8 protein-coding genes are annotated in these 13601 nt (G+C 74.1%); all 8 read right to left on the bottom strand.

Translation table 11 applies throughout. The features are described from left to right. Positions 1 to 92: 92 nt before the first annotated feature. On the bottom strand, positions 93 to 1664 hold the full coding sequence (locus tag ACIG0D_RS02510; RefSeq protein WP_399795797.1) for an alkaline phosphatase D family protein: 1572 nt from the start codon (positions 1662 to 1664) through the stop codon (positions 93 to 95). A gap of 192 nt (positions 1665 to 1856) precedes the next feature. Continuing rightward, complete coding sequence (locus tag ACIG0D_RS02505) at positions 1857 to 3338, bottom strand: FG-GAP-like repeat-containing protein (RefSeq protein ID WP_399795796.1); 1482 nt, start codon at positions 3336 to 3338, stop codon at positions 1857 to 1859. 50 nt (positions 3339 to 3388) lie between these two features. After that, a complete protein-coding gene (locus ACIG0D_RS02500; protein WP_399795795.1) occupies positions 3389 to 4900 on the bottom strand; it encodes an FG-GAP-like repeat-containing protein in 1512 nt (503 codons plus the stop codon). Between the two features lie 50 nt (positions 4901 to 4950). Next, complete coding sequence (locus tag ACIG0D_RS02495; RefSeq protein WP_399795793.1) at positions 4951 to 6384, bottom strand: FG-GAP-like repeat-containing protein; 1434 nt, start codon at positions 6382 to 6384, stop codon at positions 4951 to 4953. A gap of 195 nt (positions 6385 to 6579) precedes the next feature. Further along, positions 6580 to 8025, bottom strand: a complete 1446-nt coding sequence (gene obgE / locus ACIG0D_RS02490) for a GTPase ObgE (RefSeq protein ID WP_365758811.1) — start codon at positions 8023 to 8025, stop codon at positions 6580 to 6582. 115 nt (positions 8026 to 8140) lie between these two features. Then, complete coding sequence (gene rpmA / locus ACIG0D_RS02485; RefSeq protein ID WP_110628143.1) at positions 8141 to 8395, bottom strand: 50S ribosomal protein L27; 255 nt, start codon at positions 8393 to 8395, stop codon at positions 8141 to 8143. Between the two features lie 14 nt (positions 8396 to 8409). Beyond that, entirely contained in the window at positions 8410 to 8730 is a 321-nt protein-coding gene (gene rplU, locus ACIG0D_RS02480; protein WP_003990208.1) for a 50S ribosomal protein L21, read from the bottom strand. A gap of 262 nt (positions 8731 to 8992) precedes the next feature. After that, a complete protein-coding gene (locus ACIG0D_RS02475) occupies positions 8993 to 13441 on the bottom strand; it encodes a ribonuclease E/G (protein WP_399795790.1) in 4449 nt (1482 codons plus the stop codon). Between the last annotated feature and the right edge of the window lie 160 nt (positions 13442 to 13601).

The following is a 13601-nucleotide window of genomic DNA, read 5'->3' as shown; positions in this document are numbered from 1 at the left end:
GGCAATTCGGTGTCGGGATGATTCCGGAGCCGACGCGAAACGCCCCGGGACCGGTGGTCCCGGGGCGTTTCCCGGAGAGGGGCGAGGCGGGCTCAGACCAGGTGGACGCCGGGTCGTCCGGCCTCCACCCGCAGCCGCGCCCGCGTGCTCGGGGTCGCCTGCGGCCGGCGCACGGTGTCGACGACGCGCACCTGGGCGTCGATACGGTCGCGGCGCACGTCGAAGAGGTGGTAACCGCGGTGCGCGTCGAGCAGCTTCCAGTGCGGGTTGTCCGGCAGCCGCGGGTCCCACTCGCGGTGGAAGGCGGCCTGGTCCTGGTCGCCGTTGCTGGAGATGGAGGTGCCGACGAACTCCGCGCCGACGACCGCGGAGTCCGGGTCGGCGAAGTCCTCCTTGAGGTCGCTGACCATCGTCAGATGGCGGTCGCCGGTGAGCACCACCGGGTTGCGCACGCGACGGAACTCCTTCAGGAACTCGTTGCGTTCGGCCTGGTAGCCGTCCCAGGCGTCGTAGAACCACTGCTTGCCCTCGCCGACCAGCAGATCGGTCTCGGCCATCATGATCTGCGAGGCGATGAGGTTCCAGCGCGCCGGTGAGCGGTGCAGGGAGTCCAGCAGCCAGCGCTTCTGCTCGGCACCGAGCATGGTGAGCGACGGGTCCATCGCTCCGGCCTGGCTGGTGGCCTGGTCGCTGCGGTACTGCCGGGTGTCGAGCACGTTCAGCCGGGCGAGGCGGCCGAACTCCAGGCGGCGGTACATCCGGATGTGGGGGCCGTTCGGGATCGCGGTCGCGCGGACCGGCATGTGCTCGTAGTACGCCTGGTAGGCGGCGGTCAGCCGGGCCACGAAGGCGTCGTGCGGCTGCTTGGCGGGGTCCTGCGGGATCTCGCCGGCGAAGTCGTTGTCGACCTCGTGGTCGTCGAAGGTGACCACGAACGGCGCGTTCGCGTGCATCGCCGCGAGGTCGGGATCGGTGCGGTACTGGGCGTACCGGTTGCGGTACTGGGTGAGGGTGTACGGCTCCCCGGTCCCCTCGTGGCGGCGCAGCGCCGTCGCCGACGGCACCGACTCGTAGATGTAGTCGCCGACGAAGAGGACCACGTCGGGGTCCTGGGCAAGCATGTCGGCGTACGGCGTGAACCAGCCGTGCTGCCAGTTCTGGCAGGAGGCGAGGGCGATCCGCACGGAGCCGCCGGAGCTGTGCCGGGGCGGGGCGGTGCGGGTGCGGCCGGTGGGCGAGAGCTGCCCGCCGGCCCGGAAGCGGTACCAGTACGTCCGGCCCGGGCGCAGGCCGCGGACGTCCACGTGGACGCTGTGCCCGTACTCGGGCCGGGCCTGGGCGGCGCCCCGGCGCAGGCCTCTCGCGAACCGCTCGTCCTCGGCTATCTCCCACTCCACGGGCACCACCCGGTCGGGCATGCCGCCGCCGTTCAGCGGGTCCGGGGCGAGCCGGGTCCACAGCACCACGCCGTCGGGCAGCGGGTCGCCGGAGGCGACACCGAGGCTGAACACACCGTCGGGCAGCGGGGACTCGGCGGCCCGCGCGGCGGCGGGCAGCCACAGCTGCGCGGAGGCGGCGGCGCCGAGCACGGCGGCGCCCGCGGTCAGGAAACGGCGTCGGTCGGGGGACGCGGGTGCGGGTCCTGGACGGGTCACTCCGGTCATCGCGGGAACTCCCTTGCCACAGCGGCCTCTTGGACACTCCGGAAGCTCTCTGTCCGGTCGGTCCGCGCGCTGAACGCGAGGATGCGCGTGCATGACAAATGGGGAGACAAATGGAGGGGCGTACGGGGAAGAAAACCCGCCGCGGGGAGGAAGATGCGCCCTCGCCGCGACGGGTTCGTGAAGCAGGGTAGGTCAGTGGCCGAACTCGGAGCCCAGCTTGGCGTTGGCCGCCACCGTGCCCAGGGTGCCGTGCCCGAAGGTGACCGAGCCGGTCGGGGTGACTCCGGCGGAGGTGGACTTGAACACCCACACCGAACCGGAGTTGGCGTTCTCCCCCGGCGCGCCCACGGCCAGTTCGGCGCGGCCGTCCCCGTTGGCGTCGAGCAGCCGGGTCGCCCAGCCGAACAGGTCACCGCTCTCCGCGGCACCCGGCACACCCTCGGTGTCCTGGCTGTACGACACGGCACCGGTGCCGGTCAGACCGCTCGCGCCGCCGCGCAGCACGACCACGGAACCGGGGTTGGTGAGACCGTCGTAGTCCTCGCCGAGGACGCCCGCGGAGACGTCCGCGTAGCCGTCGCCGTTGACGTCGGCGACCGAGACGTCGCTGCCGAAGGCGTCGTCGGCCTCGGCGGCGCCGGGGACTCCCGCGCTGTCCTGGTTGAGGATCTGCGCCTTGGTGCCGTCGGGCCCGTTCGCGGTGCCCGGCACGAAGGTGACCATGCCACCGTTGGCGAGCGGCAGGTCGACGTCGCTGTCGTAGCCGTCGACCGGGCGGCCGACGACCACGTCGTCGATGCCGTCGCCGTTGACGTCGCCGAGGTCGAGGGACTCCCCGCCCTGCAACGCGTAGCCCCGGGTGTTCACCACGACCTCGGGCGCGGCGAGCCCCTCCGGGGTGCCCTTCCAGACCTTGATGTGCCGGGCGTCGTACTCGTCGCCGTGGTGGGCGGTCGCCACCAGGTCGAGGACGCCGTCGCCGTTGACGTCGCCCGTCGCCATGTCCAGGTAGCGGGGGTCGGAGTCGTCCGTGACGGACCGCTCCCCGCCGCTCGTCGAGCCGTCCCGCCGGAACGGGCCCTCTGTCTGGCGCAGCTTCCAGTAGTCGTCGACGGTCGCCAGCTCGGTCGCGCCGTCGCCGTCGAAGTCCCCGGCGGCCAGGCGGCCCTTGTCGCCCACGGCGTCGTACGCCGAGTCTCCGGTCACCACCGTGGCGCCGCCCGACAGGCCCTGCGCGCCGCCCCAGACGACCTGCGCCATCCCGGAGTCGACGCCGGGGACGGTGTCCTCGCCGGGCACGCCGACGACCAGGTCGGTGTACCCGTCCCCGTCGAGGTCCGCGGTGGTCACGGCGTCGCCGAACCGGTCGTCCACCTCGGCGGCGTCCGGGATGCCCGCGGTGTTCTGGGTGAAGACCTGCCTGGTCGCCGTGTTCAGCCCGCTCGCGCTGCCGTACAGCACGGCGACGAACCCGGCCTTCGTCTTGCCGTCGACGGTCGCCTCCGGCGCCGCCACCGCGAGGTCCGCGTAGCCGTCGCCGTTGAAGTCGTCCCTCAGTTCGACGGCGGCCGACGGCTCGGCGGCCGTGGCCTGGGCCGCCGGGACGGCGACCGCACCGGTCACCGCGAGGACGACGGCGAGGCCGGCGCGCCGGATCGTGCTGCGTTGGGTCATCTGTTCCGCTCTCCTGGGTCTCGTACGGAAAATCGCGTGCCGCGCGGCCGTCACTCCGCGAGCCAGGCGCCGAACCGGGCCCCGGTCGAGGGCGCGCCCAGCGTGGCCCCGCCGAAGGTGGTCGAACCGCTCGCGGTGATGCCCGTGGAGGTGGCCGAGAAGTGCCAGACGGAGCCGTTGTTCGCGTTCTCCGCCGGGGCGGCGGCGACGAGGCTGTGCCGCTTGTCCTGGTCGGCGTCGAGCAGCGCGGTCTCCGCGCCGAACCGGTCGCCCTTCTCGGCCGTGCCGGGCACCCCGGCGGTGTTCTGGCTGAACGACTTGGCGCCGGTGCCCGTCAGGCCGTTCGCGCTGCCGCGCAGGACCAGCACGCTGCCCGCGTCGGTCAGGCCGTCGAAGTCCTCGCCCGGCAGACCGGTGACGACGTCCTGGTAGCCGTCGCCGTCGGTGTCGGCGATGGACAGGGCCGAGCCCATGCCGTCGCGCCACTCCCCCACACCGGGCACGCCCGGCGTGTCCTGGTTGATGTAGACCGGCTTGCGGGTGGTGGACACGCCGTCCGGGCCGCCGTAGGTCACGATGACGGCCCCGCCCTTGACCGGCAGGTCGAGGTCGTAGTCGGTGCCGTCGGTGGAGTGACCGGCGACGATCTCGCCGTAGCCGTCCTTGTTCAGGTCGCCGATCTCCAGGTCGTCGCCCTGGATGATCCGGTTCTGGGCGTCCTTGAGCACGCCCTTGAAAGTGAACCCGGAGGGGCCGCCGACCAGCAGGGCGATGGCGCCCGTGCCGCTGTCGCCGTCCATGAAGTGGATGTGGACGGCGAGGTCGGCGATCCGGTCGCCCGTCACGTCGCCGGCGGCGAACGCGTAGCCGAAGTAGTACGGCTCGTCGGGGACGAAGTCGAAGCGTGCCGCCCGGGCGCCGGCTCCGTCGCGGGTGAACGGGCCGTGCAGCACCGTGCCGCCGCCCACGGTCCCCCGGTCTCCGTCGCCGGAGACCGCCAGGTCAGGGTTGCCGTCCCCGTCGAAGTCGCCGGCCGCGAACGTGCCGTCGTAGTCCGCCGGCAGGTTCTTCAGCAGGGTCGGCGTGGCCGACAGGCCGCTGGGGCCGCCCCAGTTGACCATCAGGACCCGGCCCTCGTGGGGGCTGACCGCGGACAGGTCGACGTGCGAGAGCAGATCGGCGTAGCCGTCCCGGTCGAGGTCGGCGCTCTGGAGCGAGCTGCCGTACCGCGCCTTCGCCTCCGCGCCCGACCGGTCCGGCCAGGTCAGCACCTGCTTGCGGGAGGTCGACAGGCCGCTCGACGCGCCGTAGAGCACGCTGATCGCGCCCGCCTTGGCCTGGGTGCCGACCGTGCTGTCGGGGGCGCCGATCGCCAGGTCGGGGAAGCCGTCGCCGTTGAAGTCGTCGTGCAGCCGCTTGCCGCTCGGAGCGGTGGCGGCCTCGGCGGGCGCGGCGTGGGCCGCGGGCATCGTCAGGGCGCCCGCGAGGAGCGCGACACCGGTGGCCAGGGCCAGCCTGCCGCGACGCGGGCGCGGGCCACGGCGGAGGGAAGGGGAAGTCATGGAAGATCCTGTCGATACGTCGATGAATCGGGACCGGTGTGCGACCGGGCTCAGGACGTCAGCGAACTGCCCAGCCACGCCCCGGCCTTGACGGTGCCGAGGGTCCGCGCGCCGAAGGAGAAGGAACCGGCGGTCTGCACACCGGCGGAGGAGGACCGCAGCACCCAGACGGCACCGGCGAACTGGTCCTCGCCCGGCGCCGCCACGACCGGCTCGGCCCGCCCGTCGGCGTCGCTGTCGACCAGCGCGGCCCGCTCGCCGAAGCGGTCGGACGCCTCCGCGGTGCCCGGCACCCCGGCGGTGTTCTGGCTGAAGACCTTCGTCCCGGCGCCGGTCGGCCCCTGGGCCGCGCCGGGTACGACGGCGAAGGTGCCCGCCCCGTTCAGGCCGGAGAAGTTCTCGAACGGGATGCCGGCGAGGATGTCGTCGTACCCGTCGCCGTCGACGTCGCCGATCGCGAGGCCTCGGCCGAAGCCGTCACCGGCCTCCTGGACACCGGGCACACCCGGGCTGTCCTGGGTGATGACACGGGGGTCGACGCCCGTCGCCCCGTCAGCGGTGCCGCGCACGATGTTCAGCGCCTCGCCGCCCGTGACGATGTCGTCCCGGCCGTCGCCGTCGAGGTCGCCGAGGGCCACGGCGGAGACGTGACCCTCGGGGTGGACCGGTCGGCCCGCGGCGTCGGGCACGCCGCGGGGCTCGCCCAGGCCGTCCCGGCCGCCGCGCAGACGGTCGATGCGGAAGCTGTAGTCGCCCCCGTCGTCCCAGTCGTAGGTGCGGGCGATGGTGACGAGGTCGGTGAAGCCGTCGCCGTCCGTGTCACCGGCGGCCATCCCCGCGAGAGACATGTCGCCCTCGACCAGCGTGATGTCCTGGGGACGGGCCGCGACGCCGTCCCGGCCCAGCGGCCCGTACGACACGTGTCCGCCGTGGACGAGGTCCTGGTGCCCGTCACCGTCGAAGTCACCGGCGACGGTGCTGCCCATCTGGTGAGAGGAGTTCCCCACGGGGGGCAGCACCTTGCCCGAGGCGAACCCGTTCGGGCCCCCCCACAGCACCGTCCAGTTGCCGGTCCGGGGCGCGCCCCCAGACTCCCACTTCTCGCCACGGGACTCGACGACGAGGTCGGTGAAGCCGTCCCCGTCGAGGTCGGCACCGGTCAGGGTCTCGCCGAAGCGGTCGTCCGCCTCGACGGTGCCGGGCACGCCCGGCGAGGCCTGGTGGAACACCTTCTTGCCGGCGCCGAAACCTTCCGGCGCCCCGTACAGCACGGCGATGTACCCGGCCTTCGCCTTGCCGCCCACGGTGGCACCCGGCGCGCCGACGGCCACGTCCTCGTACCCGTCGCCGTTGAAGTCCTGGCGTACGGCGGACGGACGGTCCGCGGCCTGCGCCGACGGCAGGCCGGTCGCCGTGCCGGCGGTGAGCAGGGCGAGCGCGACCACGACGGTGCGCCTCGGACGGCGCGCTGCGGGCTGGGACACGTCGACTCCGGGGATCGAACGGGCAGTTGACGGCGGAGCGGACCAAGATCCTCTTCGCACGCCCTGTTCGACTCACGGCCTGACGGGTTGGTTGCCCTGGAATGCGCCGCGATTTTCCCCGGAGTTCACCGAAGGCGGAGCCCGGCCGGAAACGGCTCGCAGGGCTCCGCCCGAAACGGCTTGGGCCGACGCCGTCTAGAACGGCTCGAAGTCGTCGAACTCCCGCTGCGCATCGTCGCGTTCGGCCTGGCGGTCACGGCGCCGCTGGGCCGCGGGCCGCTGCTCCTCCAGGCGGTGGTCCTCACCGCGCCGGCCGAGCATCTCGGCGCCCGCCATGACGGACGGCTCCCAGTCGAAGACGACCGCGTTCTCCTCGGGGCCGATGGCGACGCCGTCGCCCGCGCGGGCGCCCGCCTTCATCAGCTCCTCCTCGACACCGAGGCGGTTGAGCCGGTCGGCGAGGTAGCCGACGGCCTCGTCGTTGTTGAAGTCGGTCTGGCGCACCCAGCGCTCCGGCTTCTCGCCGCGCACCCGGAACAGCGGCTCGCCGCCGACCTCCTCGCGCGTGACGGTGAAGCCCGCGTCGTCCACGGCCTTCGGCCGGATGACGATCCGGGTCGCCTCCTCCTTCGGCTTGGCCGCGCGCGCCTGCGCGACCAGGTCGGCGAGGGCGTACGACAGCTCCTTCAGACCGATGTGCGCGACCGCGGACACCTCGAAGACGCGGTAGCCGCGGGCCTCCAGGTCCGGCCGCACCATCTCGGCGAGGTCCTTGCCGTCCGGTACGTCGATCTTGTTGAGCACGACGATCCGCGGCCGGTTGTCGAGCCCGCCGTACTGCCGCAGCTCCTCCTCGATGACGTCGAGGTCGGAGACCGGGTCGCGGTCGGACTCCAGGGTCGCGGTGTCCAGCACGTGCACCAGCACACTGCACCGCTCGACGTGGCGCAGGAACTCCAGGCCGAGGCCCTTGCCCTGGCTGGCGCCGGGGATGAGACCGGGCACGTCGGCGATGGTGTAGACGGTGGAGCCCGCGGTGACCACGCCCAGGTTCGGCACCAGCGTGGTGAACGGGTAGTCGGCGATCTTCGGCTTGGCGGCGGAGAGCACCGAGATCAGCGAGGACTTGCCCGCACTCGGGTAACCGACCAGCGCCACGTCGGCGACGGTCTTCAGCTCCAGCACGATGTCGCGCAGGTCCCCCGGCTCGCCCAGCAGCGCGAACCCGGGCGCCTTGCGGCGGGCGGAGGCGAGGGCGGCGTTGCCGAGGCCGCCCCGGCCGCCCTGGGCGGCGACGTAGGAGGTGCCGTGGCCGACGAGGTCGGCGAGGACGTTGCCCGCCTTGTCGAGGACGACGGTGCCGTCCGGCACGGGCAGGATCAGGTCCTGGCCGTCCTTGCCGGAGCGGTTGCCGCCCTCGCCGGGTTTGCCGTTGGTGGCCTTGCGGTGCGGCGAGTGGTGGTAGTCGAGCAGCGTGGTCACGGACTGGTCGACGGTCAGGATGACATCGCCGCCGCGTCCGCCGTTGCCGCCGTCCGGGCCGCCGAGCGGCTTGAACTTCTCGCGGTGGACGGAGGCACAGCCGTGACCTCCGTTACCCGCGGCGACGTGCAGTTCGACGCGGTCCACGAAGGTGGTCATGGTGAGGTGCCTCCAGCACTGAGGGGTTCGTACGACTTCGTCTCTTGCGTAACACGCGAAAGGCGGACCCGCTTCCCGCCCGGGGAAGTGAGGTCCGCCTCGCGAAAGTGTCCGATCAGGCGACCGGAACGATGTTCACGACCTTGCGGCCACGGTGGGTGCCGAACTGCACCGCACCGGCCTGCAGCGCGAACAGCGTGTCGTCGCCGCCACGGCCGACACCGGCGCCCGGGTGGAAGTGGGTGCCGCGCTGGCGAACCAGGATCTCACCCGCGTTGACGACCTGACCGCCGAAGCGCTTCACGCCGAGCCGCTGGGCATTCGAGTCGCGACCGTTCCGAGTGGACGATGCGCCCTTCTTGTGTGCCATCTCTCCTCAGTCCCTTACTTCGCAGCCGTGGGGATCTCAGTGACCTTGATCGCCGTGTACTGCTGGCGGTGGCCCTGACGACGGCGGTAGCCGGTCTTGTTCTTGTAGCGCAGAATGTCGATCTTCTGCCCCTTGTGGTGGTCCACGACCTCGGCCTGGACCTTGATGCCGGCCAGCACCCACGGGTCGCTGGTCACAGCGTCGCCGTCGACAACGAGCAGGGTCGAGAGCTCGACCGTGTCGCCAACCTTGGCGGTGGAAATCTTGTCAACCTCAACGATGTCGCCGACAGCAACCTTGTGCTGGCGACCACCGCTGCGCACGATGGCGTACACGCGGATCTCACTTTCGCTCGGAGAACGGCACCCCCGCAGGCCAGCCGTCCGGCGCGACCCGCGCGCGAACGGCCTCTCCCGGTCACGGCCCGTGCCCGGAAGGAAGAGGTTTACGGGGATGTGGCGTGTGCAGTGGACACGCCGACGGTCAAGGTTACGGGGCCTCGGCCGAAGGGGTCAAACCGGGCCCCGGGGTGTGCGGCCGGTCACGTACGTCGCACGTGACCGGCCGCACACCCACGGGCATCGGCCCTGATCGGGCTCAGCCCTCGTCGGTGGAGGCCGAGACGGACGGGGCCGCCTGCTGCTCGGCCGCCGCCGTCTTCTTCGACGCGGCCTTCTTGGCGGTGGTCTTCGTCGCCGCCTTCTTGGCCGTCGTCTTCTTGGCGGCGGTCTTCTTGGCCGCCGTCTTCTTCGCCGCGGCCGTCTTCTTGGCCGTGGCCGTCTTGGTGGCGGCCTTCTTCGCCGTCGCCTTCTTGGCCGTCTTGCGGGCCGCCTTCTTGGCCGGGGCGGCCTCGGCCTCCGCGGCGGGCTCGGCGCCCTCCGCGGCCTCCGGGCCCGCCGCCGCCTCCGCGGCGGCCTCCTTGGCCTCGGCCAGCGCCTGCTCGGCCTCCTCGGCGGCCTGCTCCGCGACCGGCGCCCCGGCGGGCTCCGTCGAGGACGGGACGACCACCACGGCCGCCTCCGCCGGCGCGGTCGGCGCGGTGGCCTTGCGCACCGCGCGGCGGCGCGGACGGGCCGGCGGGGCCGGCTCGGCGGGCACCTCGGCCGCGGGCTCGGCCGGAGCCTCGGCGGACGGCGCCGCCGACGGGGCCTCGGCCGCCTCGGCGGGAGCCTCGGCAGCGGCCTTCGCGGAGGTGTCCGGGACGGTCACCACGGCCGCCTCGGCCGCCGCGGGCGAGCCGGCCGGCGCGGACACCCGGCGGGTGGCCCGACGGCGCGCACGGCCCTTCGGCGCGGCCTCCTCGACGGCGGCGGGAGCCTCGGCAGCCGGTGCCTCGGCGGCGGGCGCCTCGGCGGGTGCCTCGACGACCGGGTCCTCGACGGCCACCGGCTCGGCGTGCGCCTCCTCGGCCGGCTCCCGCCGCGTCGGGCGGGCGGCCTCCTCGGCGGCGGTCACGTCCTGAGCGGTGGGCGCGACGGACTCCGCCCGGGGCGCGCCCGCCGGAGCGGACACCCGGCGGCTCGCCCGGCGCCGGCCCCGGCGCGACACCGCGGCCTCGGCCTCGGCGACGCTGCTGTACAGCTCCTCGTCCGGGGCGAAGTCGGGCGCGGGCAGCGCGATCGGCTCGGCGACCTCCGCGGCGACCTCGGCCGGCGTCTCGGCCTCGGTCTCCGCCTCCTGCTCCGCCGTCACGGCGGGCTCGGCGACGGCCACGGCGGCCTCGTGCTCGTGCGGCTGCTCGGCCGCGCCGGCGCGGGCGCGCTTCTTGCGCTTGCCGCCGCCACCGTTCGCCGACGGCTGCTCCATGTGGACGATGACACCGCGGCCGTTGCAGTGGACGCAGGTCTCGGAGAACGACTCCAGCAGGCCCTGGCCGACCCGCTTGCGGGTCATCTGCACGAGGCCCAGCGAGGTCACCTCGGCGACCTGGTGCTTCGTACGGTCGCGGCCCAGGCACTCCAGCAGACGGCGCAGCACCAGGTCCCGGTTGGACTCCAGCACCATGTCGATGAAGTCGATCACGATGATGCCGCCGAGGTCGCGCAGCCGGAGCTGGCGCACGATCTCCTCGGCCGCCTCCAGGTTGTTCCTGGTGACCGTCTCCTCGAGGTTGCCGCCCTGGCCGGTGAACTTGCCGGTGTTGACGTCGATGACGACCATCGCCTCGGTCCGGTCGATCACCAGGGAACCGCCGCTGGGCAGCCAGACCTTGCGGTCCAGCGCCTTGGCGAGCTGCTCGTCGATCCGGTACGTCGCGAAGACGTCGACCTCGGAGGTCCAGCGCTGGAGCCGGTCGGCGAGGTCCGGCGCGACGTGCGAGACGTATCCGTGGATGGTGGACCACGCCTCGTCGCCGCTGACGATGACCTTGGAGAAGTCCTCGTTGAAGATGTCGCGCACGACCCGGACGGTCATGTCCGGCTCGCCGTACAGCAGCGTTGGCGCGTTGCCGTTCTTGGCCTTCTTCTGGATGTCCTCCCACTGCTGCTGCAGCCGCTCGACGTCCCGGCGCAGCTCGTCCTCGCTCGCGCCCTCGGCGGCGGTGCGCACGATGACGCCCGCGTCCTCGGGGACGATCTTCTTGAGGATCGTCTTCAGCCGGGCCCGCTCGGTGTCGGGCAGCTTGCGGCTGATGCCGGTCATCGAACCCTCGGGCACGTACACGAGGTAGCGGCCCGGGAGGGAGACCTGGCTGGTCAGACGGGCGCCCTTGTGGCCGATCGGGTCCTTCGTCACCTGGACGAGCACCGACTGGCCGGACTTCAGGGCGGACTCGATCCGGCGCGGGCCGTTGGCCATGCCCAGCGCCTCGAAGTTGACCTCACCGGCGTAGAGCACGGCGTTGCGGCCCTTGCCGATGTCGATGAAGGCGGCCTCCATCGACGGCAGCACGTTCTGCACCTTGCCGAGGTAGACGTTCCCGACGTACGAGACCGCCTGCTCCTTGTTGACGTAGTGCTCGACGAGCACGCCGTCCTCCAGGACGCCGATCTGCGTACGGTCGCCGTGCTGGCGCACGACCATCACGCGCTCGACGGCCTCGCGGCGGGCCAGGAACTCGGCCTCGGTGATGATCGGGACGCGGCGGCGGCCCTGCTCGCGGCCCTCGCGGCGGCGCTGCTTCTTGGCCTCCAGACGGGTCGAGCCCTTGATGGACTGCACCTCGTCGGACGGCTCGCGCTCGGCGGCCTTGCGCGGCTCGCGGACCTTGACGACGGTGCGCTCCGGGTCGCCCTCGCCGGGCTCGGTGTCCACGGCGGCGTCCCCGGCACGGCGGCGACGACGACGGCGACGGCGGGTGCCCGCGGTCGAACCGCCGGCCTCCTCGCGGGCCCGCTCGGCCTCGGCGTCCTCCTCGGTGTCCTCGGCGTCCTCCTCGACCTGCTCGGCGGTGTCCTCGGCGTCCTGCGCGGCCTGCGCGGCGGCGACCTCCTCGGTCTCGCCCTCGCCGAACTCACCGCCCTCGCCCTCGGCGGACTCGCCCCGGCGGCGACGGCGGCCACCGCGACGGCGACGGCGGCGCGAGCCGGTCTCCTCGCCCTCGGGGGACTCCTCGGCGCCCTCCTCCTCGGGCTCCTCCTCCTCGGCGGGCGCCTCGGCGGCCTGCGGCTCGACGGCCTTCGCCTCGGCGGCCTGCGGCTCGGTCTCCTCGCCGGCCGCGGCACCCCGGCGCCGGCGACGGCGGCGCGTACCGGTCTGCTCGGCGGAGAACTCCTCGGCCTCGACGCTCTCGACGGCCTCCGGGGCCTCGGCCTCCTCCACCGCCTCGGCGGCGGCCTCGGCGGCGGCGCGCTCCGGCGTCTGGAACCTGGGCTCGGTGAACACCGGCGGCTGGAACACGGCCACGGCGGGCCGCGCCGGGCGCTGCGGCGGCTCGGCGGCGGGCGGCGCGGGCTCGGAGAACCCGGTGGCGGCCTTGCGCACGACGCGACGGCGCCGGCGCGGGGCGGCGGGCTCCTCGGCCTGCTCGGCGGCGGGGGCGGCGGGTGCCTGCGGCGCGGCGGCGGGGGCGGGCTCCGGCTCGGCCTGGGCGGGAGCCTGGACCTGGCCGGGCTGGGCCTGGGCCTCGGGGGCCTTCTCCTCGGCGGCGGGCTCGGCGGGGGCCTCGGCGGCGGGCGCGGACACCCGGCGGGTGGCCCTACGGCGGGTACGCCGCGGGGCGGCCTCCTCGGCGGCGGGCGCTGCCTCGGCGGGGGCCTCGGCGGCGGGCGCTGCGGCGTTCTCCGGCTCGGGGCTCGCCTGCGGCGCGGCGGCCTCGACGACCTCGGCGGTCGCCGGCGTCCCGGCGGGCGCGGCGGCGCGACGGGCCACCCGGCGACGCGGACGGGCCGGAGCGGCCTCCTCGGCGGGAGCGGCGGGCTCGGGGGCGGACGCCTCGGCGGCAGCGGCGGGGCTCTCGACGGCCTCCGCGTTCTCGTCCGCACCGGCGGCACCGGAGGTCACCACGGTCTCGGCGGCCTCGGCGGGCGCGGGCGTCCCGGCGGGCGCCGACACGCGGCGCGTGGCACGGCGCCGGGTACGCCGCGGGGCGGCCTCCTCCTCGACGGCGGGAGCGGCCTGCGGCTCCTCGGCGACCGGGGCCTGGGTCTGCGCCTCGGCCTCCGCCGGGGCAGGGGTCGCCGGGACCACGGTCTCGACGGGCTCGGCACCGGCCGGGGACCCGGCGGGCGCGGACGCCCGGCGGGTGGCACGCCGACGCGGGCGGGCGGGAGCGGCGGGGGCGGCCTCGGCGGCAGGCGTCTCGCCGCCCTCCGCGTCCTCGACGGCCCCGGCGCTCTCACCGGCTTCGACGTTCTCGGCGGCCTCGGTGGCCTCGAGGTCCTCGACGGCCTCGGCGTTCTCATCGGCCTCGGCGTCGCTCGACGCGAGGTCGGAGACGTCGGCGGCCGGTATGGCCGGGGCGACGGTCTCCGCCGGGGTCTCGGAGGAGACGGCCGGCGGACCCGCCGGGCGGGAAGCGGCACGGCGCCGACGACGCGGCGGCAGGGTGTCGCTCGGAGTGTTGTTCGGTTCGGAACCCTCGGTGGGTTCGATCGGCTCGAGCATGCGGGCGGTTCTCCCGTCAGGCTCCCGGGCGCCGCACCTGGTCCGGCGATATGCCGGTGACGTCCGCGGCTCGCGCGTTGCGCGACTGCCGCCGTCCGGGGCGCGGGCGCCGCTCGGGAGCTCTCTGTGTCCTGTCTCGCCGGTTCCGTACGCCGAATGC

Origin of the sequence: Streptomyces sp. NPDC052773, assembly GCF_044547145.1 — a bacterium.
In the GTDB taxonomy this organism is placed as follows: domain Bacteria; phylum Actinomycetota; class Actinomycetes; order Streptomycetales; family Streptomycetaceae; genus Streptomyces.
Note: the sequence above shows the minus strand (reverse complement) of the source record. Positions and strands in the feature narration are given on the sequence as shown.

Coding starts and splice junctions, on each gene's coding strand:
- ACIG0D_RS02510 (WP_399795797.1), bottom strand. CDS start 1,664: ATGACCGGAGTGACCCGTCCAGGACCCGCACCCGCGTCCCCCGACCGA.
- obgE (WP_365758811.1), bottom strand. CDS start 8,025: ATGACCACCTTCGTGGACCGCGTCGAACTGCACGTCGCCGCGGGTAAC.
- ACIG0D_RS02505 (WP_399795796.1), bottom strand. CDS start 3,338: ATGACCCAACGCAGCACGATCCGGCGCGCCGGCCTCGCCGTCGTCCTC.
- ACIG0D_RS02500 (WP_399795795.1), bottom strand. CDS start 4,900: ATGACTTCCCCTTCCCTCCGCCGTGGCCCGCGCCCGCGTCGCGGCAGG.
- ACIG0D_RS02475 (WP_399795790.1), bottom strand. CDS start 13,441: ATGCTCGAGCCGATCGAACCCACCGAGGGTTCCGAACCGAACAACACT.
- rpmA (WP_110628143.1), bottom strand. CDS start 8,395: ATGGCACACAAGAAGGGCGCATCGTCCACTCGGAACGGTCGCGACTCG.